Source organism: Enterococcus sp. 7F3_DIV0205, assembly GCF_002141365.2.
GTDB lineage: Bacteria > Bacillota > Bacilli > Lactobacillales > Enterococcaceae > Enterococcus_L > Enterococcus_L palustris.
This window is the reverse complement of sequence record NZ_CP147244.1, coordinates 901,072-919,816: the sequence shown is the minus strand read 5'-3', so window position 1 is coordinate 919,816 and position 18,745 is coordinate 901,072. Positions and strand designations below refer to the sequence as shown.

Genomic DNA, 18,745 nt, shown 5'->3' with positions numbered 1-18,745 from the left:
TAGGGGATAGCTCAGAAATGTTTATCCAGATTCTAAGTTAGTGGAATATGACTCGAAGAGTTATATTCCACTAACTTTTTTTACTCACACTTGTTTGAGTACATCGGTACTTTTTTTCTTAAATAAGAGTATACTTAGTTAAGAGAATAAAACTTAGAATAGAGGTGTCGTGTTTGAAGTGGATTGTGTTGATTTTGGTTATTTTATTTATTTTGGTTGTGGCAGTGTCAGTTTATGCAGCAAACTTCTTCTTGAATGTAGCGCTTTTTAGAGATAATAATTGGTATGACAAAATGGGTCATAAAATGATGAATCCTGATAATTTTAATAAGGGACAGTCGCAATATGACCTTACTGAAGAGCAACAAAATCAACAAGGCGATATATTTTGGCAGACAAAATTTGCTCAGGATCATTGGCTAGAGACAGACGGAGAAAAGCTCTATAGCCGTTTGATCGTTCCGCACCCTGAAAGTAAGAAATGGGTGATTTGTGTCCATGGTTATCGTTCTTACGGTCAGCGTGACATGGCCTATGTTGCTTCTCAATTTTCTAATCAGCACTATAATATATTGATTCCTGATTTAAGAGCGCATGGTAAAAGTACAGGAAATGTGATAGGAATGGGATGGTTGGACCGTTTAGATTTATTGAAATGGATTCAAGAAGTGGTTAAGATCGAACCACATGCTGAAATCATTCTATTTGGCGGTTCAATGGGTGCTGCAACTGTGATGATGACAAGTGGCGAGGAACTACCAGTATCTATCAAAGGTTTGGTTGTTGATTGTGGGTATTCATCTGTCTATGATGAATTTGGAGCTATGTTACGTTCGGCGTTTAAGTTACCAGCTTTTCCTATATTGACTATTGCCAATATAATGGCTAAAAAAAAGGTTGGATACTCACTTAAAGAAGCTTCTTCTGTTGCTCAGTTGGCTAAAAATGATTTACCAACTTTATTTATTCACGGAACGGGTGATAAATTTGTACCGCATCAAATGCTTTATGACAATATGGAAGCTACCAATGGTGTCAAAGAAAGCTTGATTGTTGAAAAGGCACCTCATCTCTCTTCTTTTATTTATGAACCAGAGCATTATTTTGATACTGTGTTTGAGTTTATCCATCGTTATTGTTAGAAAGGAGAAACCATATGGATGCTAAAAATAAACAACAAAAGTTAAGCTTAGGCGTTATACTGATTTTAATTGCAGCTGCGTTGAGTAGTTTAGGTCAATTGGCATGGAAATTTGGCGCTGATGGAACAGGGAGTTACGCAATTGTACTTTATGCAGTCGGTTTTTTAGCTGCAGGAGCAGGAATGTTTTTTATGATGGCAGCTTTTCGTTATGGAGAAGTATCGATTTTACAACCAATGATGAGTTTGGGATTTGCCTTGTCGATCGTATTAGGTGCACTATTCTTAAATGAAAGTATTACTTGGTATAAATTATTAGGAACAGGATTCATTATTGCTGGTTCGATTCTTCTAGGGATTGAAGGAAACGAGGAAACCATATGATGGATTATGCAGCAATTTTGACGATTCTTGTCATTACTACTTTTTCTGGCAGTGCAGGTGCTTTAGCGTTGAAAAAAGGAATGAATGACTTACCACAATTGAGTCTCAAACGAGTATTGCGAAGTGGTTGGATTTATCTGGGTTCGTTTTTATATATTTTAAGTGCAGTAACTAATATTGTTTTATTAAAATTTTTAGATTATTCGATCGCTTTCCCAATGACGTCGTTAACCTATGTTTGGACAGTTATTATTAGTTATTTTATTTTTAAAGAAAAGCTAAGTGTTCGAAAAGTTTTAGCTGTGATTTTGATTATTATTGGTGTTTTTATTATTAGTCAATAAAACCTGATGTTGGTAATGAGAGCATTCTAGTTGTAAAATAAATCTATAAACAACAGGAGGGATTACTATGACCGTTAAGTCAAAGGGAATCGATAAAATCAAGTTGTTACAAGCAGTAACAACAATCGTAACAGGAATTATTATGTTAAATGCAGTGTTGAAAGCAAGCAAAAAATAAATAGACAGCAAGGATAAGTATTATTGTGGACGTTCTTATAAAGAGCATCTGTGATAATACTTTTTTGTATGCAGAAAAAATCGGGAGACATTTAAAAGGTTGACCTAATTGCGATCTTATATACTTAAATAAGACAATAAACCGTCTAAAGGAGGGATCAAGATGAATAGAAAAACTAGCCTTTTATTTGTTTTCATAGTAATGGTGTTACTTTTATCAGGATGCGTAATTGTGCGGATGTAAGGAGGAGAAAGATGAAAAAATTGATAGGTGCAGTGTTTTTCTGCTTATTTGCATTATCTGGTTGCAAGATAGAATGTAATAGTCCACAGACTGCTAGAGATGATAATTATGGCGTGAATACTGGAAATAGCTACAGTAATGAAAGCCTTGGTGATGATAAAACGAGTGGTATACTCGCAGCAAAAACAGGTACAGGTGACGAGGTTTTGACGAATTTGGCTTTTAAAAAAGGACCAGTGATTTTTACACTCAGTCATGATGGACAAGGGAATTTTATTGTGAAAATGTTAGATAGCAATGGCATTGTTGTCGCAACTTTAGTAGATAAAGTAGGCAATTATTCTGGAAAAGTAGTTGTTCAAGTTCCTAAAGATTCGGACAATTATATTTTGGAAATTCAAGCAGATGGTAAATGGCAAATGGTACCATCGAAAGCAGATGAAAAGGGCCAATAAAAAATTTTTGCGGGTATCTATTTGGAAGTCTAGTATGGAAATAGGATGTTGTTTCGTGTTCTGGTTTATAGAAAAAGAAGTGTTCTGGTGGTTAGAACACTTCTTTTTTTATAGATTTTTTTGTTACTCTAACATTATTTCGTGACGTTTACACATGCTCTTTGGTTATGTATAATTTACTTATGGTTAGGTGGAGATAAACTTGTCAAAAATGAAAATCAAAGCAATTAGTTTAGTAGTTATAGTGGTAATTTTAGGGATTGGAGGGAAATTGTATATGGATGAGCAAGAGAAAATTAGGGAAGAAAGAAATATGGCAATAAAGAATGTACAAGTAGAAGCTTCAAAGTATATTATAGAGAACTATGTTGGGATTAAGAAAATTGAGTGGCATGGTTGGAGTGTGTCAAAAGGGCCGTTGTCAATACTTACTTCTATGACAGTAAATGATTATCCTATGGGTGAGGATGGAGATGGGTTATTTTCATATAGCGCAGGTGGTGAGAAATATATTAAAAAATATACAGATATACGTTTTGAGGTTTCTCCAGAGTGGGAAAATGATATGAGCCAAGAAGAAATGGCAAAAACACTGAGAAAAGCTGGAATAAGGAAGTCCAAAGAAGGAAGTTCAAATACGGAAATCATTTATAATTGGGAGGAACGTAAATGACTTTGACAGAAGAGGACTTAGCATGGTTGAACCAGTATGTCTATAATGTAGATGAAGATAAAATTGTGAATTTTGAACTTACTAGACCAAAGAAAAATAAAATTCTTGAAATGAGAAATGGAACAAAAGTCTGGATAGTAGATGTTACAGATGACAATGATACAGGCTTCCAAGGTATGGCGGTTGCTCCAATCATAAACGGAAAACCTGACTACAACCAAGTAACAGTCGTCGCAGCAGCAACAGACAGCAGTGATCTTAAAGATCTACATGGCGCTTTAAGTGGCACCACAGAATCAGGTTCACACCAATATGATGCAGCATTAGACTTCATAAAAAATCTACCAAAAAACTGTACAGTATCACAATTAACAGGATACTCTCAATCTGCTTTTATGCTAAAAGCAGGGGCAAAGCTAAAGATCCCTGCCACAGTCTTTAACGGTTGGTTCCAATATACGTCACTGAATGATGATGAACGGAAATTTATCAGAGATAATCCTGGATTATTCCTTAATTACCGTCATGCAAGCGATTGGATCACCATGTTAAATGACCGAAATTCAAAGTCAGTAAAAGATCTAGGCACTATTGTATGGGTAAAAGGTTCTAGTCATAATATTTATGATTGGGATTTTGATGGTGATGGGCGGCTAATTGTTAACGGTGATACAAGAGAAAAAGTAACTGTGCGAAACAATCAAATAAAAAATAATGCGGCAATCTTGTTATTAGCTTTATCTGGTTTGGCTAATAAATTAAGAGCAAGCGGTGGTGGACTGTCTTCAAATGAAGAGATTTTCTTAGATAACTCGGAAGCACTGATTGTGTTAGAAGCTGCCTCTCAAACAATGTATATTGGTTTACAAGGGACAATCAAGGTTTGGAAAGACTCCATTTCAGAAGCAGAAGAACTTTGGAAAACCGGTGTACAAACAGCTGAATCCGTTGGCGAGGATTTGAACCCCTCTGAGGTAATGGAAACTGTGGAAAGTGGTTCTCCCAAGGCAAGTATTGTAAATGAACCCACAAACTATTATGAAGAGAAAATAGCTGAAGCAAAACAAATGAATGAGAGCTATGATCATTTAATTGATGAAATTAAAGAAAGTATTAACCAATTAATTGCAAGTGATCAAGAGTTGGCTAAACAACTTCAGCTGTAAAGACGGGAGAAACATCGTGAAGCAAGAACACTTAGAAATAGAATATAGAAAGAATAGAAAGCAATATGAAGAGCAAGAAGAAGAGTTATATCATCAAAGAGATAAAGGGATTCAGATGCTAGAAGAAATAGCAGAATCTACAGATTACTATTTGAGAAATCTTGAAGAGGATAGAACTGCTAGAAATCAAAGTTTATACGTATTGGAAGAAATGAAAGAAGAAATTGTACAAGTATTCAAAGCAGATCAAACGCAAATAGAGGAATCGTTAGAACAACTTGAAATAAATTACCACAAACAGCAACAACAGTTAATTGAGCAGGAAAACGAGACAAAGGAAGGAGAAATTGAATGCTAGATAAAGTATTAAAAGATTTAAAGAAGAATGCGCAAAAAATGATGATCCGTATTCGTGTTTGTAACGCTCTAAATCAGAAAAGTTATGCCAACCGCGAAAAAGCGAAAAGCTCTGCAAAGGAATTTCTTACTACAACCAAAGATGAAATGATAAGTATTACTGGAGATTTAGGTAGCTCGATTAAAGGTAAATTTGGAAAGCAAGTAAAAGAAACCCTGAAAAATCAAAGTGATAAGCTGAAATCATTTTAAAGGGGTAGATGATGACTATAATTAGTTTTGCATTCACCTGAGTAAAAGTACAAATCTAGAAGGATATGGGGGAAGAAGTGTAGGCTCACAACATGAATTATTTTAATCTGAAAGCCCTCTAGCTTTACTAAAAACTAAACTTTGGTAAAAGCTCCTCTAAAGGGTTTTTTTCAGCCATACAAAAAAGCCTTCTAACTGTGATTACTGAGGTACAGATTAGAAGGCTTTACGTTTTCATTATAAAACTACTGTTAATTTTTACTACAGAAGCGTTGTTATATCAGGTTTAACGAATCCCTAAAGCAATGCGAGCATAGCGAGACATTTTATCAGTTGTCCACGCTGGGTACCAGACAAGTTTTACTTCTGGATTTTTTACTTCTGGAATTTCTTTTAGGGCTTCATGAATTTGCTCAGTAAGAACATCAGCTAGTGGACAACCCATGGTTGTTAAGGTCATTTTGATGACCGTATCGCCATTTTGGGCAAATTCTACTTCGTAAATCAATCCTAAATTAACAATATCAATCCCAAGTTCAGGATCGATCACGGTTTCTAGAGCAGTTAGAATCTGTTCCTTGATATCTTCAATCTCTTCAGCAGACCATTCTTGATTTGTTTCAGTCATTGTATCTACTCCTTTTTCTTAGTCGTTCGCTGTGCCTAAATTGAATCAATATATCGAAATAAAGGCACTCCTTTACAGTTCGTTCTTTCCATATAATACCTTTTTTTAAATGCTTTGTAAATGAGAATCTTTTTCAATAAAGCGAAGTTTGCAAGCTTAGTGATTCAATGGCGTCAAGGGCTAAGCTAAAATTGAAGAGTAAAAAGCATCAATTCATTCTCTGTAGCGTTGAGAATATTATGTTGAGTGAATGCTTCTAAAAAAATTGCATCACCTTCTTGCAGAATAAGTACCTCGTCGTTCAATTCAACCGTTGCTTCACCTTTTAGAACGTAATTGATTTCACAAAGATTATGAGCAATTTTTTTACCACTGGATGATGACTGAGCATCGATATAAATTTTCGAGATGACCATATTGTTTGTATGTACAGGTAGATTGAACAACGTATCATAATAAGTAGAGTTTGTCTGCCACGGATTATAGATCGTACCAGAAGAGTTGCGAATCACTTTATAGCCATGTTCAGACGTTTCCTCATCCTGTATTACTTGCGGAGCCTCATTTGCTAAAAGATAAGCAACAGTGACACCTAAAGAATCTGCGATTTTTCTCAACGCTTCAAGAGAGGGACGATTAGTACCACGTTCGATTTGTGATAAGAAACTTGCGGAATAACCAGTTTTTTCACCTAGTTCAGTTAACGTAATCTTTTTTTCTTTTCGTAAATTCTTGATTTTTCTAAATTCCATCTACAGCCGTCCTTTGCATATAGTCCTTTTTTCATTCATATTATCTCGGATTCGTTACAAAATTACAAGCACTAGAATTTTAATTAAAAAAACCACATCGTAATCTCATAAATATATTGACATTTACATAGAGTAAACTTAAAATTGTAACCAATAATTCAAAATTTGTACTAAAATTTAATTCAAAATTAAAAAAAGAGTAGTTATTATTTCCTTTGGACATATTTAATTTTTTTGATTAAGATTAGAAAGTAGTATGAAAATGAGTGTTGAATTAAAGAGATGACCATTGGAGGAAATGAATTGAAGATAACAAAAATAAATGTGGCGCCTAAATCAGCAAGATTAAAGGAACCGATCACAATTTCTCTTGGAACGATTGAGCATTCTATGAGTGCAATCGTCGAAATTGAAACTGACGAAGGAATTAACGGATATGGCGAAGGATCACCAGGTATCTTAATTACAGGTGAAACGTTAAAAGGGACAACAGAGTGCATTCAATTATTTGAAAAGCAGCTAATAGGTGTCGATCCTTTAGATATTGAGAAAATCCACAGCATAATGAATGCAACAGCGGCATTAGCACCCTCTGCGAAGACTGCGATTGATATTGCTTGTTATGATTTGTTTGGAAAAAAAGCAAATCTGCCAGTGTATAAACTTTTAGGTGGTTTTGATTCGTGTGTTAAGACAGATATGACGATTGGGATCGATACATCTGAAATAATGGCTGAAAAAGCAAAAATAGCTGTTGGACAAGGTTTTGATACACTAAAAGTTAAAGTCGGAACAGGTTTTGCTGCAGATATTGCCCGCATCAAAACAATCAGAGAAGCCGTTGGCAGTGAAATAAACATTCGTTTAGATGCTAATCAAGGCTGGAATCCGAAAGAAGCTGTGAATACGATCAACAATTTAGCGCAATACGGCATTGAATTAGTAGAACAGCCAGTTGCATATCATGATATTGAAGGACTGACATATGTTACAACTAATGTTGGGACACCAATCATGTCAGATGAGAGTTGTTTTAATTCAAAGGATGCTCTTCGTTTGATTAAAGCGCGGGCAGTTGACTTTGTGAATATCAAGTTAATGAAGTGCGGTGGTATCCATGAGGCACTGAAAATCAATAGTATTTGTGAAGCAGCGGGTGTTGAATGTATGATTGGCTGTATGGTGGAAGAAACGAATATCGGTGTGACTGCTGCAGCGCATTTGGCCGCAGCAACTAAAAATATCACAAGAGCAGACTTAGATGCGACTTTTGGCTTGAATGAAGTCGCAATTCCTGGCGGTGTTGGATTAGAGGCAACTAGTGAAATTCAGTTATCAGGTAAAGCTGGTTTGGGTTTAAGTAAATAAGAGAGGTGCGTGTCAAATGTATTATGATTTAAAGTATATGAGTGTGCCGTTACCGGAAGATGTAATTAAATTAAAAAATTATGGTGATTTTGAGGGTGCAGGTAAGTTGATTGAACATTTATTGTCTAACGAACTGCCCCACGCATTGAGAAAACGATTAGAAATCGAACAAGATATTATCCGAATCGTCGGAATCAATGAGTATCCGTTTGATTTTAGCGAAGCAAATAAAATGATGAAAGAAACGTTTAAAGACTATCAAGAGCAAGAATTAATAACACTAAAAGAAACCGGAAAAGTAGACTGGCTGTATATTGATGGTAAGGTTCATTTTCAACGACGTTTCTTAATGAATTTGATCAAGACACAAGCAGATTATGAAGCAAGACTGCTTGTTAAAGAAGACAATGAAATCGATCTTTTGAGAAAACAAGAACTAACCCAAAATGTTCAAAAAATGAAAGAACAAGGGAGAAGAAAAGTCAAGATTCACCTGAGAACTAGTATTCAAGTTAAAAAAGAATACGAGCGTCCAGGCGAAACGGTCAAAGTATACTTGCCAATACCAAAAGAATGCAAACAAGTATCAGACATTCAAATCATAAAAACCACACCAGAAGCTACTTTTATCGCGCCAGAAACACAAGCGCAACGCACGGTTTACTTTGAAACGGTTTTAGAAGAAGATCAAGTCTTTTCAGTGGAATACAGCTATACGAATCAAGTTGATTATGTAGAGCTAGATCCAGAAAAAGTATCAGAACTACAACCAGAATTTGAGTTAAGTGAAGAATTACCGCACATTCGTTTTACCCCTTATTTGGAACAATTACTTGAAGAAATTTTGTCTGGCGAGACGAACCCAATTAAAAAAGCACGAAAGATCTATGATTTTATTACAACTAAAGTCAATTATTCATTTATGCGGGAATATTTTACGATTGATAACATCTCAGAGTATGCTGCTGTCAATTTAAAGGGGGACTGTGGCGTTCAAGCAATTTTGTTTATCACTTTATGCCGAATGGCTAATATCCCGGCAAAATGGCAATCAGGGCTATATGTGTCGCAATACTACACAGGCTGCCATGATTGGGCGCAATTTTATGTATCACCTTATGGATGGGTTTTTGCTGACTTGTCATTTGGAGGGGGCGCCCGTAGAAATGGTGATTTAGATCGTTGGAATTATTACTTCGGTAATCTCGATATTTTCAGGATGCCGGCAAATAGTGAAATCCAAACAGATTTCAATCCGCCAAAACAATTTTTACGTGCAGATCCAATCGACAATCAGCGTGGAGAATTCGAGTATGAAAACCAAGGACTTCCTTATGCTTACTTAGATGTGAAACAAGAGTTAGTTACAATGGAGGAACTTGTGTAATAAATAAAAAAGAGAAGGAAAAGGTGGAACGTATGAAAAAAGGGTTAAAACAAAGCATCACATTGATCACAACGATGCTACTGCTTTCAGCTTGCGGGGGAAATACAAGTGATAAATCAGCAGACAGCACAGATGCTAAAGTCTCAACTAATCAAAAATCATCAAGGGTCTTGAATTTAATGGAAGCTTCAGAAGTGGGGTCTATGGACACAATTTTTACACAAGATGAACCTAGTGTAAATGCCCAATCGAATGTTTTTGAAGGCTTGTATCAACTAGATGAAAAAGATAATGTCATTCCGGCTGTTGCAAAAGAAATGCCGGAAATTTCAGAAGATGGTAAGACATATACGATCAAGTTGAGAGAAGATGCAAAATGGTCAAACGGAGACAAGGTCACAGCAAATGATTTTGTCTTTGCATGGAAAAAGATGGCAGATCCTAAAAACCAAGCTAATTACTTTTTCTTGATGGATGGCACGGTTTTAAACGGGACAGAGATCGTCAATGAAGAAAAATCAGCAGATGAACTAGGTGTTAAAGCTCTAGATGACTATACACTTGAGATAAAAATGGCTAAACCCGTGACCTATTTCACGTCGTTATTAGCATTTTCACCTTTCTTCCCGCAAAATGAAAAATTTGTGACAGAAAAAGGGAAAGAATATGGCACGTCTAGTGAAAACATTGTCTCTAATGGTCCATTCTTAATGGAAAACTGGGATCAATCTTCAATGTCATGGGATTTAGTTCAAAATCCAAATTATTATGATGCTGATAAAGTAAAATCGGAAAAAATCCATTTTGAAGTATTAAAAGAAACAAATACTGTATTCAATCTTTATGAATCTGGTGAATTAGACGTTGCGATTTTAACAGGCGACTTTGCCAAACAAAACAAAGACAATCCAGATTATGAAGCAATCCAACGTTCAAAAGTATATTCTTTAAGAATGAATCAAAAAAGAAATGACAAACCATCGATCTTTGCAAATGAAAATGTTCGTAAAGCGGTTGCTTATGCTCTTGATAAGAAAAGCTTAGTAGAAAATATCTTGTCAGATGGTTCAAAAGATATTTACGGTTATATTCCTAAAGACTTTGTTGCCAATCCAGAAACAGGAGAAGATTTCAGAAAAGAAGCTGGAGATCTAGTCAAAACAGACGAAAAACTAGCGAATGAGTATTTGGACAAAGCGAAAAAAGAATTGAATGGCGACGTAACGATCGAATTACTATCTAAAGATGGTGATGGAGATAAGAAAGTAGCTGAATTCATTCAAGGGCAATTGGAAAAAACATTACCTGGTTTAAAAATCAATGTCAAAACAGTTCCTTTGAACAATTCAATTGAATTAATGAAAAAAGGCGATTATGAACTTTCTGTCAGCATGTGGGGACCAGATTATCAAGACCCAATGACTTTCTTAGAAAGTTCAGTAAGCTCAAAAAATAAAACAAGTTACCGCAGTGAAAAATATGACCAGTTGATCGATGATGCATCAAACAAGTATGCCAATGAACCTGAAAAACGTTGGGAAGCATTGATTGCAGCTGAAAAAGTTTTAGTAGAAGAAGATGCAGCGCTGATTCCACTGTACCAACAAGCAAGAGGACAGTTGGTTCGCCCAGGAGTCAAAGGCATTGAATACCATAACTTTGGTGCAACTAGCACTTATAAAAACGCTTATATAAAAGAGTAAATGAGCGAAGCGTTAAAACTTTACTAAAAAAACAAAAGTCATCTAACAGAAACACTTGACCTCAAATTGATTTGCTTGTATTATACTACTTGGGCACCTTTGAGAAGGTCAGAAGTTTACAACAAATTCCAGCTCCCTATTCATTTTGGATAGGGAGCTTTTGTTTTTTATGAGTATAAAAAGCACGATTTGCTGTTTACTTATCTCTACAAATCTATTTTCAGAAAGGGTTTTTTTATATTATGACAAAATATATCTTTGTTACAGGCGGCGTAGTTTCTTCGATTGGGAAGGGTATTGTTGCAGCATCTTTAGGGCGTTTATTAAAAAATCGCGGCTTGAAAGTAACGATTCAAAAATTTGATCCATATATCAACGTGGATCCAGGAACAATGAGTCCTTACCAACATGGAGAAGTTTTTGTCACAGATGATGGTGCCGAAACAGACTTGGATTTAGGTCATTATGAACGTTTTATCGATATCAACTTAAATAAATATTCCAATGTAACAACAGGGAAGATTTATTCAGAAGTATTGAGAAAAGAACGCAAAGGTGAGTACTTAGGTGCAACTGTACAAGTGATACCTCATATTACCAATGAAATCAAAGATAAAATCATGCGTGCGGCGACTATGACAGATGCGGATATCATTATTACAGAAGTTGGCGGAACAGTTGGGGATATTGAATCATTACCGTTTTTAGAAGCGTTACGTCAAATGAAAGCCGACGTTGGTAGTGACAATGTGATGTATATCCATACAACACTGATTCCGTATTTAAAAGCAGCGGGCGAAATGAAAACTAAACCCACACAACACAGTGTCAAAGAATTACGTAGTTTAGGTATCCAGCCAAATATTTTAGTGGTTCGTACAGAATTACCAGTTTCTCAAGGAACAAAAAATAAATTGGCTCAGTTTTGTGATGTAGCACCAGAAGCAGTTATCGAGTCACGTGACGTAGAAACGCTTTACTCGATTCCGTTAGCATTACAGGCGCAAAACATGGATCAAATTGTTTGCGATCATCTAAAATTAGATGTGCCAGTTGCTGATATGACAGAATGGCGTGCGTTAGAAGAAAAAGTATTAGGATTGAAGAAAACAACCAGAATTGCTTTAGTAGGTAAGTATGTGGAGCTTCCTGATGCCTATCTTTCAGTCGTTGAAGCATTAAAACATGCTGGATTTGCTTTTGATTCGGATATTATGATCGATTGGGTCGATTCGCAAGCATTGACTGAAGAAAACGTTGCAGATGTTTTAAAAGATGCTGACGGAATCTTGGTGCCTGGAGGATTTGGTGATCGTGGAGTAGAAGGAAAGATTGAAGCGATTCGTTTTGCTCGTGAAAATGATGTACCATTCTTAGGAATTTGTCTAGGGATGCAAATGGCCTGTGTTGAGTTTGCCCGTAATGTGGTAAAACTGGAAGATGCTGGATCTGCTGAAAATAATCCGGAAATCCTTAACAATATTATCGATTTGATGGCGGATCAAGAAAATGTAGAAAATCTTGGTGGAACTTTACGTTTAGGTCTATATCCATGTAAACTTAAAAAGGGTAGTGTTACAGCGGCAGCTTATGAAGGTCAAGAGGTAGTTCAAGAACGTCATCGTCACCGTTATGAGTTCAACAATAAATACCGTCAATTATTTGAAGAAAACGGCTTAGTCTTTTCAGGTGTTTCACCTGATAATCGCTTAGTTGAAATTGTTGAATTGCCAGAGAAAAAATTCTTTGTTGCTTGCCAATTCCATCCAGAATTGATCTCTAGACCAAACAGACCGCAACATTTGATTAAAGGGTTTGTTGAAGCAGCTTTAAATAATCAATAGTACAAGTCTATATTGTCAATTAAAAGAAAGAAGCAGGGATGTGACTCAAAAGAGCCGCATCCCTGCTTCTTTCATTATTTATATGTCAGCCAGAAGGTGATCGTCTTCTGACTGCATTATTTTGTACAGGAGGTGTTGTTGAAGGTTCTACTGGTTGCTCACTGCTTTGTGGAATTTCCGTTGGTGTAGTGGATATTGGCGGTTCTGTTTGTTGTGTAGACGAAACTGGTGGTTCACTAACCTGAGCAGACGATGATTCTGTTTGCGAAGGAGTGGTCGAACTACTTATTGTTGACTCAGAACTTATCGGACTTTCCCAAGATGAAGAGCTTTCATAGCCAGAGTTTGAAGGTAATAATTGTTCTTCATAAGCACCTTTAACATATAATTCACTGCCAGAGCGTATGACGGAGTCTGGCATTTCCCAATCATCAGTAGCGGTACCTTCAGAAAGGTAAGTCATCATTTCTCTGTAAACTTCAGATGCTGTTGCCCAATATTCAAATGGGATAGGAGTTAAGCGTTGCTTGTAACCTGTCCAGACTGAAACAGCGTAATGAGGTGTGTAACCAACAAATGTACTATCCGGCGCAATACTAGATGATTCAGAAGCGCCCATTTTTACAAGGTCGTCTTCCGTGTAATTGGCAGTACCAGTTTTTCCAGCTTGAATTAAGCCTGGAACAGCAGCGTTAAAGGCTGTTCCTCCGTTGATAACATCTTTAAGCATATCAGTCATCATATATGCAGTTGAATCCTTCATAGCACGCTTACTTTCGGTTTCAGTTACATCTTCGGAGCCATCTTGATAAACTACTTTATTAACATAATAAGGCTTATTGTAGACACCCATATTAGCAAATGCCGCATAAGCAGCAGCTAGTTTTAAGGATGAAACGCCGTATTTATTGCCACCTAAATCACTAGTGTTACTAGAGATTGCGTTGGCAGCAACGAAATCTTTGAATTCAATCCCTAAGTCTTTAAGGAAAGCCGCTGATTTATCACTTCCGACAGCATCAAATGTTTGAATAGCAGTTGTATTTCGAGAATACATAATTGCTTTTCGCATCGTAAGAGCACCATAATACTGCATGTCTGCATTTGTGACAGGAATATTGGTTCCTTCATACGTAGTAGGTTTATCCATCATGATTCGTCCGGTAGAATAGTTCAAGTTCTCGATAGCAGGACCATAATCTGCGATGGGTTTCATTGTTGAACCAACATCACGATCGGTTTCAATGGCTGAGTTAGTCCCTAATTGAACATCGTCAGGAATATTTCGGCCACCGATTTGGGCTTTGACTTGACCTGTTTTTACATCGATTACTGTGGAAGCTACTTGGAAATCTTGGTCAGGGTATTGTACATAAGTATCGCTATTGATGATATCGTACAAACGCTTTTGCGCATTCATATCAAGATTCGTATGAATATCCAAACCGTCTGTATAGACATTTTTACCCATACTTTCTACTTCAGCAATAACTTCTTTGATATAATTATCAACGATCTTACGATTTTCGTTTGATTGTTTCAATGGTTGCAATCCATCGTCGATTGGCGTTGCTTTTGCATCGTCATACTCTTTTTGAGTGATCTTTTCGTTTTCTTTCATTGTAAATAAAACAACATCACGTCGCTCTTTAGCAACATCTGGTTTTACATAAGGATCATAGTCATTCGGCGCTTGCGGCATGCCAGCAAGTAAAGCTGTTTGTGGTAGATTCAGCTCAGATAGCGGTTTTCCAAAATAGGATTGAGCAGCAGTTTCCATACCATATAAACCATTTGCCATATAAACCTTATTGATATAATACGTTAAAATCTCTTCTTTTGATTTTTCTTTTTCTAACTGCATTGCAAGCCAAGCTTCCTGGGCTTTTCGCTTAAGGTTTTGGTCTTTCTCTTTTGTTGAGAAGTAAGAGAGCTTAATCAATTGTTGTGTTAGCGTACTACCACCTTGAAGACCACCTGTTTTAAAGTTTGAAAATGCAGACCCCAGAATTCGGATTGGATCAACACCGCTGTGTTTGTAAAAACGTTTGTCCTCGACGGATACAACTGCATCTTTAAGTAATTGCGGTACATCTGTCGGTTTGATCATTTCACGTTTTTCAGCACCTAGTTCTTCAAAAACTTCATTATTTGCATCGTATAATTTTGAAGAAACCGTAGCACTAAGTTTGTCGTCTTCGAGTTTAGGAGCATCTTTAGCATATGACCAGAATAGTCCTACACCAGCTAAAAGACCCAAGATTCCAAGCAGAATCAATCCTAAAAATATTTTTAGCAGGATCCGTTTTTTCTTTGGTTTTTTGCCACCGCCAGACGGTGTGTTTTCAGTGCTGTTCGATATAGGAGTATGTCCATGTCGTGCAGCACGTGACCCTATTTCATCAGTTGTCATTAAACGCAACTCCTTTATTTGATTGAATATGTTGCCAAACTGCATCCAAGTATGGAACCCTAGGTGCAATTCCAATTTGAATCTCTATTCCTTTTCTTTCAATAATAGATAATGGCAACGATTTTTTTCCAGTATTTTCTTGTTCTGACCAATGGGTTATTAATTCTTCTCCGCTAAAAAAGAAACATCTATTCAATGAAGAAAACCACAATAGAACAAAGCAAATACCGTTTTGTGTCAAACATTGCTGGATATGATCGATTTGATGTTGATGAAAGTTTTTTAAAGGAAATGACGTTTTATTCTTCGTTTCCTTTGCTTCAAAATCAAGATAATATCCGTTGTAGACACCATTATAATCAGTTGTAGAAGCTTGTCGAAAGTAAGCTTCTTTGATTACAGCAGCACTACGGCTGGGGTAATCAACTTTGACAATTTGAACGGGGGTGGGCTTTTTGTGAACGACAGCTATATTGCGTGATAAATAAAAAGCATTGCTCTTATTGATCTCTTCTTCGAAATCCATTCCTCGTTTACCAAATTGAATTGATTTTTGGTTTTTTACTTGTTTTTTTGATTTCGGTGCTTCATGATTGTTATAGGGAGTACCATTAGGATAATGAAAAGCCATTTCTATCACACTCCTAGCCAACATTATAACAAAAAATCTTTATGAAAGAAAAGGAATGTCTATGGAAAACGTAAAAACACTTTATGTGACTGGTTATAAAAGCTTTGAAATCGGGGCTTTTCAAGACAATGACCCTAAAATTACAGTTATTAAAAATGTATTAAAAAAAGAAATTATGGGCTATTTAGACACAGGATTGGAGTGGGTTTTGGTTTCCGGCAATCTTGGAACTGAGATTTGGGCAGCAGAAGTAGTCGCTGAATTGAAAAATGATTACCCAGAATTAAAATTAGGTCTGATCTATCCATTTAAAGATTTTGGTAGTAACTGGAATGAAAAAAATCGAACAAATTTAGAGAAAATTGAACTTTTAGCAGATTTTGTTGATTCTGTGAGTCATCAACCTTATAAATCACCAGCACAATTAAAAATGCATACCCGCTTTTTATTGGAGCATTCAGGTGCCAGCTTGTTAGTGTATGATAAAGAATATCCAGGAAAAACAGAGTATTTTTTGAAAGACGCTGAACTTTTTTCTGAGAAATTTCCTTACGAAATTCGCTTAATAACAATGGATGATTTACAAAACTCGATGGAATCGTGATAATCTGTTTGATTTTCTGACGATTTTCCGATACAATAATGCTGTTGAACTATGAACTTTTATCCTAATCAAAGAAAACAATGAGGTGTAAGTATGGCAAATTTAGTATACAGTCCAAAAGATATTTTACAAAAAGAATTTAAAACAAAAATGCGTGGTTATGATCCAGTTGAAGTTGATGAATTTTTAGATAACGTAATCAAAGATTATGAAGCGTATAACAAAGAGCTTTTGACGTTACAAGAAGAAAATAACCGTCTTTTAGCTAAATTAGATCAAGCATCTAAAGTACAACAAGCAATGCCACCACGTGGCGGACAAGAAATGCCAAAGAGTGCTGCAGTTACAAACTTTGACATTCTGAAACGTCTTTCTAATTTAGAACGTGAAGTTTTCGGTAAAAAATTAGATGATACTCCTGCTTCAAACCCTATTTCAGGTATGAGTCATTCTAACCCATATGAGAGCAACATGCATCACAATTCATATGAACGTGAAATAGATAACTCAGAAACACGTCAATTTTAATTGATCAAATCAAACATTTTGTAATTTTCGGGTGATCGCGGTTTGAATTTATTCAAGCTGAGGAAAGTCCATGCTCGCACAGGCTGAGATGTCTGTAGTGTTCGTGCTTAGCGAAATCATAAGCTAAGGTATTCTAGTAATAGAGTAACGGCAGGAAAAATGACTAAGGTTTCGGCTATGTCAAAGTACCCTTGAAAGTGCCACAGTGACGAAGCAATTTTGGAAACGGAATTGGTGGAACGCGGTAAACCCCTCGAGCGAGCAACCCAAACAATGGTAGGGGCGCTCTTCTAAAGGAAATGAACGAGTAGAAGAGGCAGATTCATTTCTGCAGATAGATGATGACCATCGAGTGTCTTTCCCTGAGAGGCATTCGATACAGAACATGGCTTACAGAAAATTACAATTATTCAGGATGACCTTCCAACTTTGTTGTGAAGGCTTTTTTTAAAGTAAGGGATAAAATAGTTTTTAGACAGATAATCAATCCGTTCTTAATAAAAATAAGAGCAAGAGGAGACATAATGACAAAAGAAAAAACATTTAAACTAGTGGCAACTGCTGCAAGTGGATTAGAAGCACTAGTAGGAAAAGAATTACGAGACTTGGGGATTCCTTGTGAAGTAGAGAATGGTAAAGCACTATTCGAAGGGACGATGGAGACGATTGCTACAGCTAACTTATGGTTGCGTACAGCGGATCGCATCAAAATTATAGTTGGTGAATTTGATGCCTTTAGCTTTGATGAATTGTTTGAAAAAGTTAAAGCGTTGCCGTGGGAAGATTATTTACCGATGGACGCAGAATTTCCGGTTGCTGGAAAGTCGATCAAATCTAAATTATACAGCACACCTGATTGTCAGTCGATTACAAAGAAAGCCATCGTCAATCGTTTAAGAGAAGTCTATCATCGCCCGGCAACTGTACCTTTAGCTGAAACAGGCGCTTTTTTCCAATTAGAAGTTGCTCTTTTAAAAGATCATGTCACTGTAACAATCGATACAACTGGTCCAAGTTTGTTTAAACGCGGCTACCGTATTGAAAAAGGTGGCGCTCCATTAAAAGAGAACATGGCAGCGGCTTTAGTTGCGCTGACAAATTGGCGTAAAGATCGTCCGTTTTATGATCCAGTTTGCGGATCAGGGACGATTTGTATTGAAGCAGCCTTGATTGGACACAATATTGCACCAGGATTCAATCGCGAGTTTGTCTGTGAAACATGGGACTGGTTTGATACGGCTGTATTTGAAAAAGTTCGTAAAGAAGCAGATGAGAAGGCGGATTATGACATTGAATTAGATATTATGGGGTCAGATATCAATGGAAAAATGATCGAAATTGCCAAAGCAAATGCGGAAGAAATCGGATTAGGTGATTCAATTACTTTCAAACAATTAGCGTTACGTGATTTTACAACAGATAAGGAATATGGCGTGATGGTTGCAAATCCGCCTTACGGAGAACGTTTAGGCGAAGAAGAATCTGTGCGCAAATTATATAAAGAGATGGGAGAAGTTTTCCGTCCGTTAAAAACATGGAGTAAATATATTTTAACGAGTGATTTAACTTTTGAACAATATTATGGAGCAAGAGCGACTAAGAAGCGCAAGCTATATAACGGTGCTTTACGCACTGATTTGTTCCAATATTGGGGAGAGCGACCACCAAGAAAACCGAGAGAAGAGTAGGTGAAT

General features: G+C 36.5%; 19 protein-coding genes and 1 other RNA gene. 16 read left to right on the top strand and 4 right to left on the bottom strand.

The window, feature by feature from the left end:
- The first annotated feature begins 173 nt into the window (after nucleotides 1-173).
- The 8 genes from A5821_RS04285 to A5821_RS04250 all read left to right on the top strand — a co-directional run bounded on the left by A5821_RS04285 (nucleotide 174) and on the right by A5821_RS04250 (nucleotide 5,193).
- Entirely contained in the window at nucleotides 174-1,142 is a 969-nt protein-coding gene (locus A5821_RS04285) for an alpha/beta hydrolase (RefSeq protein WP_086313379.1), read from the top strand.
- A 14-nt stretch (nucleotides 1,143-1,156) separates the two neighbouring features.
- A complete protein-coding gene (locus tag A5821_RS04280; RefSeq protein WP_086313378.1) occupies nucleotides 1,157-1,525 on the top strand; it encodes an EamA family transporter in 369 nt (122 codons plus the stop codon).
- Nucleotides 1,522-1,869 carry an EamA family transporter gene (locus A5821_RS04275; protein ID WP_086313377.1) on the top strand — a complete coding sequence of 116 codons (348 nt, stop codon included), beginning with the start codon at nucleotides 1,522-1,524 and terminating at the stop codon, nucleotides 1,867-1,869. The genes A5821_RS04280 and A5821_RS04275 overlap by 4 nt, the downstream gene beginning before the upstream one ends.
- Nucleotides 1,870-2,301: 432 nt before the next feature.
- Nucleotides 2,302-2,745, top strand: a complete 444-nt coding sequence (locus tag A5821_RS04270; protein WP_086313376.1) for a hypothetical protein — start codon at nucleotides 2,302-2,304, stop codon at nucleotides 2,743-2,745.
- Between the two features lie 202 nt (nucleotides 2,746-2,947).
- On the top strand, nucleotides 2,948-3,418 hold the full coding sequence (locus A5821_RS04265; RefSeq protein ID WP_086313375.1) for a hypothetical protein: 471 nt from the start codon (nucleotides 2,948-2,950) through the stop codon (nucleotides 3,416-3,418).
- Entirely contained in the window at nucleotides 3,415-4,584 is a 1,170-nt protein-coding gene (locus A5821_RS04260; protein WP_086313374.1) for a hypothetical protein, read from the top strand. Before A5821_RS04265 ends, A5821_RS04260 begins: the two co-directional genes overlap by 4 nt.
- Before the next feature lie 16 nt (nucleotides 4,585-4,600).
- Nucleotides 4,601-4,942, top strand: a complete 342-nt coding sequence (locus tag A5821_RS04255) for a hypothetical protein (protein WP_086313373.1) — start codon at nucleotides 4,601-4,603, stop codon at nucleotides 4,940-4,942.
- Nucleotides 4,936-5,193: a hypothetical protein gene (locus A5821_RS04250; protein ID WP_086313372.1), complete on the top strand. Its 258-nt coding sequence runs from the start codon at nucleotides 4,936-4,938 to the stop codon at nucleotides 5,191-5,193. The genes A5821_RS04255 and A5821_RS04250 overlap by 7 nt, the downstream gene beginning before the upstream one ends.
- 286 nt (nucleotides 5,194-5,479) lie before the next feature.
- Here the strand turns inward: A5821_RS04250 and A5821_RS04245 are convergent, their stop codons facing one another.
- Together A5821_RS04245 and A5821_RS04240 are read right to left on the bottom strand one after the other, a co-directional pair.
- Nucleotides 5,480-5,821 (bottom strand): metal-sulfur cluster assembly factor, encoded by a 342-nt coding sequence (locus A5821_RS04245; RefSeq protein ID WP_069644547.1) that lies wholly within the window; start codon nucleotides 5,819-5,821, stop codon nucleotides 5,480-5,482.
- 185 nt (nucleotides 5,822-6,006) lie between these two features.
- A complete protein-coding gene (locus A5821_RS04240) occupies nucleotides 6,007-6,573 on the bottom strand; it encodes a helix-turn-helix domain-containing protein (protein ID WP_086313371.1) in 567 nt (188 codons plus the stop codon).
- Between the two features lie 303 nt (nucleotides 6,574-6,876).
- Here A5821_RS04240 and A5821_RS04235 point away from each other — a divergent pair, with 303 nt between their 5' ends.
- The 4 genes from A5821_RS04235 to A5821_RS04220 all read left to right on the top strand — a co-directional run bounded on the left by A5821_RS04235 (nucleotide 6,877) and on the right by A5821_RS04220 (nucleotide 12,875).
- Nucleotides 6,877-7,941: a dipeptide epimerase gene (locus A5821_RS04235; protein ID WP_086313370.1), complete on the top strand. Its 1,065-nt coding sequence runs from the start codon at nucleotides 6,877-6,879 to the stop codon at nucleotides 7,939-7,941.
- A gap of 16 nt (nucleotides 7,942-7,957) precedes the next feature.
- Complete coding sequence (locus tag A5821_RS04230; RefSeq protein ID WP_086313368.1) at nucleotides 7,958-9,328, top strand: transglutaminase-like domain-containing protein; 1,371 nt, start codon at nucleotides 7,958-7,960, stop codon at nucleotides 9,326-9,328.
- Between the two features lie 32 nt (nucleotides 9,329-9,360).
- On the top strand, nucleotides 9,361-11,031 hold the full coding sequence (locus A5821_RS04225; protein WP_139844045.1) for a peptide ABC transporter substrate-binding protein: 1,671 nt from the start codon (nucleotides 9,361-9,363) through the stop codon (nucleotides 11,029-11,031).
- A 242-nt stretch (nucleotides 11,032-11,273) separates the two neighbouring features.
- A complete protein-coding gene (locus tag A5821_RS04220; protein ID WP_086313366.1) occupies nucleotides 11,274-12,875 on the top strand; it encodes a CTP synthase in 1,602 nt (533 codons plus the stop codon).
- A gap of 85 nt (nucleotides 12,876-12,960) precedes the next feature.
- Here the strand turns inward: A5821_RS04220 and A5821_RS04215 are convergent, their stop codons facing one another.
- A complete protein-coding gene (locus tag A5821_RS04215; protein WP_086313365.1) occupies nucleotides 12,961-15,288 on the bottom strand; it encodes a PBP1A family penicillin-binding protein in 2,328 nt (775 codons plus the stop codon).
- Complete coding sequence (recU, locus tag A5821_RS04210) at nucleotides 15,278-15,919, bottom strand: Holliday junction resolvase RecU (protein WP_086313363.1); 642 nt, start codon at nucleotides 15,917-15,919, stop codon at nucleotides 15,278-15,280. The genes A5821_RS04215 and recU overlap by 11 nt, the downstream gene beginning before the upstream one ends.
- A gap of 61 nt (nucleotides 15,920-15,980) precedes the next feature.
- Between recU and A5821_RS04205 the strand changes: the two genes are divergently transcribed.
- The 4 genes from A5821_RS04205 (at nucleotide 15,981) to A5821_RS04190 (ending at nucleotide 18,739) form a co-directional block, all read left to right on the top strand.
- A complete protein-coding gene (locus A5821_RS04205; protein WP_086313361.1) occupies nucleotides 15,981-16,523 on the top strand; it encodes a DUF1273 domain-containing protein in 543 nt (180 codons plus the stop codon).
- A 93-nt stretch (nucleotides 16,524-16,616) separates the two neighbouring features.
- Nucleotides 16,617-17,051, top strand: a complete 435-nt coding sequence (gene gpsB / locus A5821_RS04200) for a cell division regulator GpsB (protein ID WP_086313359.1) — start codon at nucleotides 16,617-16,619, stop codon at nucleotides 17,049-17,051.
- A gap of 23 nt (nucleotides 17,052-17,074) precedes the next feature.
- An RNA gene (rnpB, locus tag A5821_RS04195) (RNase P RNA component class B) lies at nucleotides 17,075-17,449 on the top strand.
- 126 nt (nucleotides 17,450-17,575) lie between these two features.
- Nucleotides 17,576-18,739 (top strand): THUMP domain-containing class I SAM-dependent RNA methyltransferase, encoded by a 1,164-nt coding sequence (locus A5821_RS04190; protein ID WP_086313357.1) that lies wholly within the window; start codon nucleotides 17,576-17,578, stop codon nucleotides 18,737-18,739.
- Nucleotides 18,740-18,745: the final 6 nt, after the last annotated feature.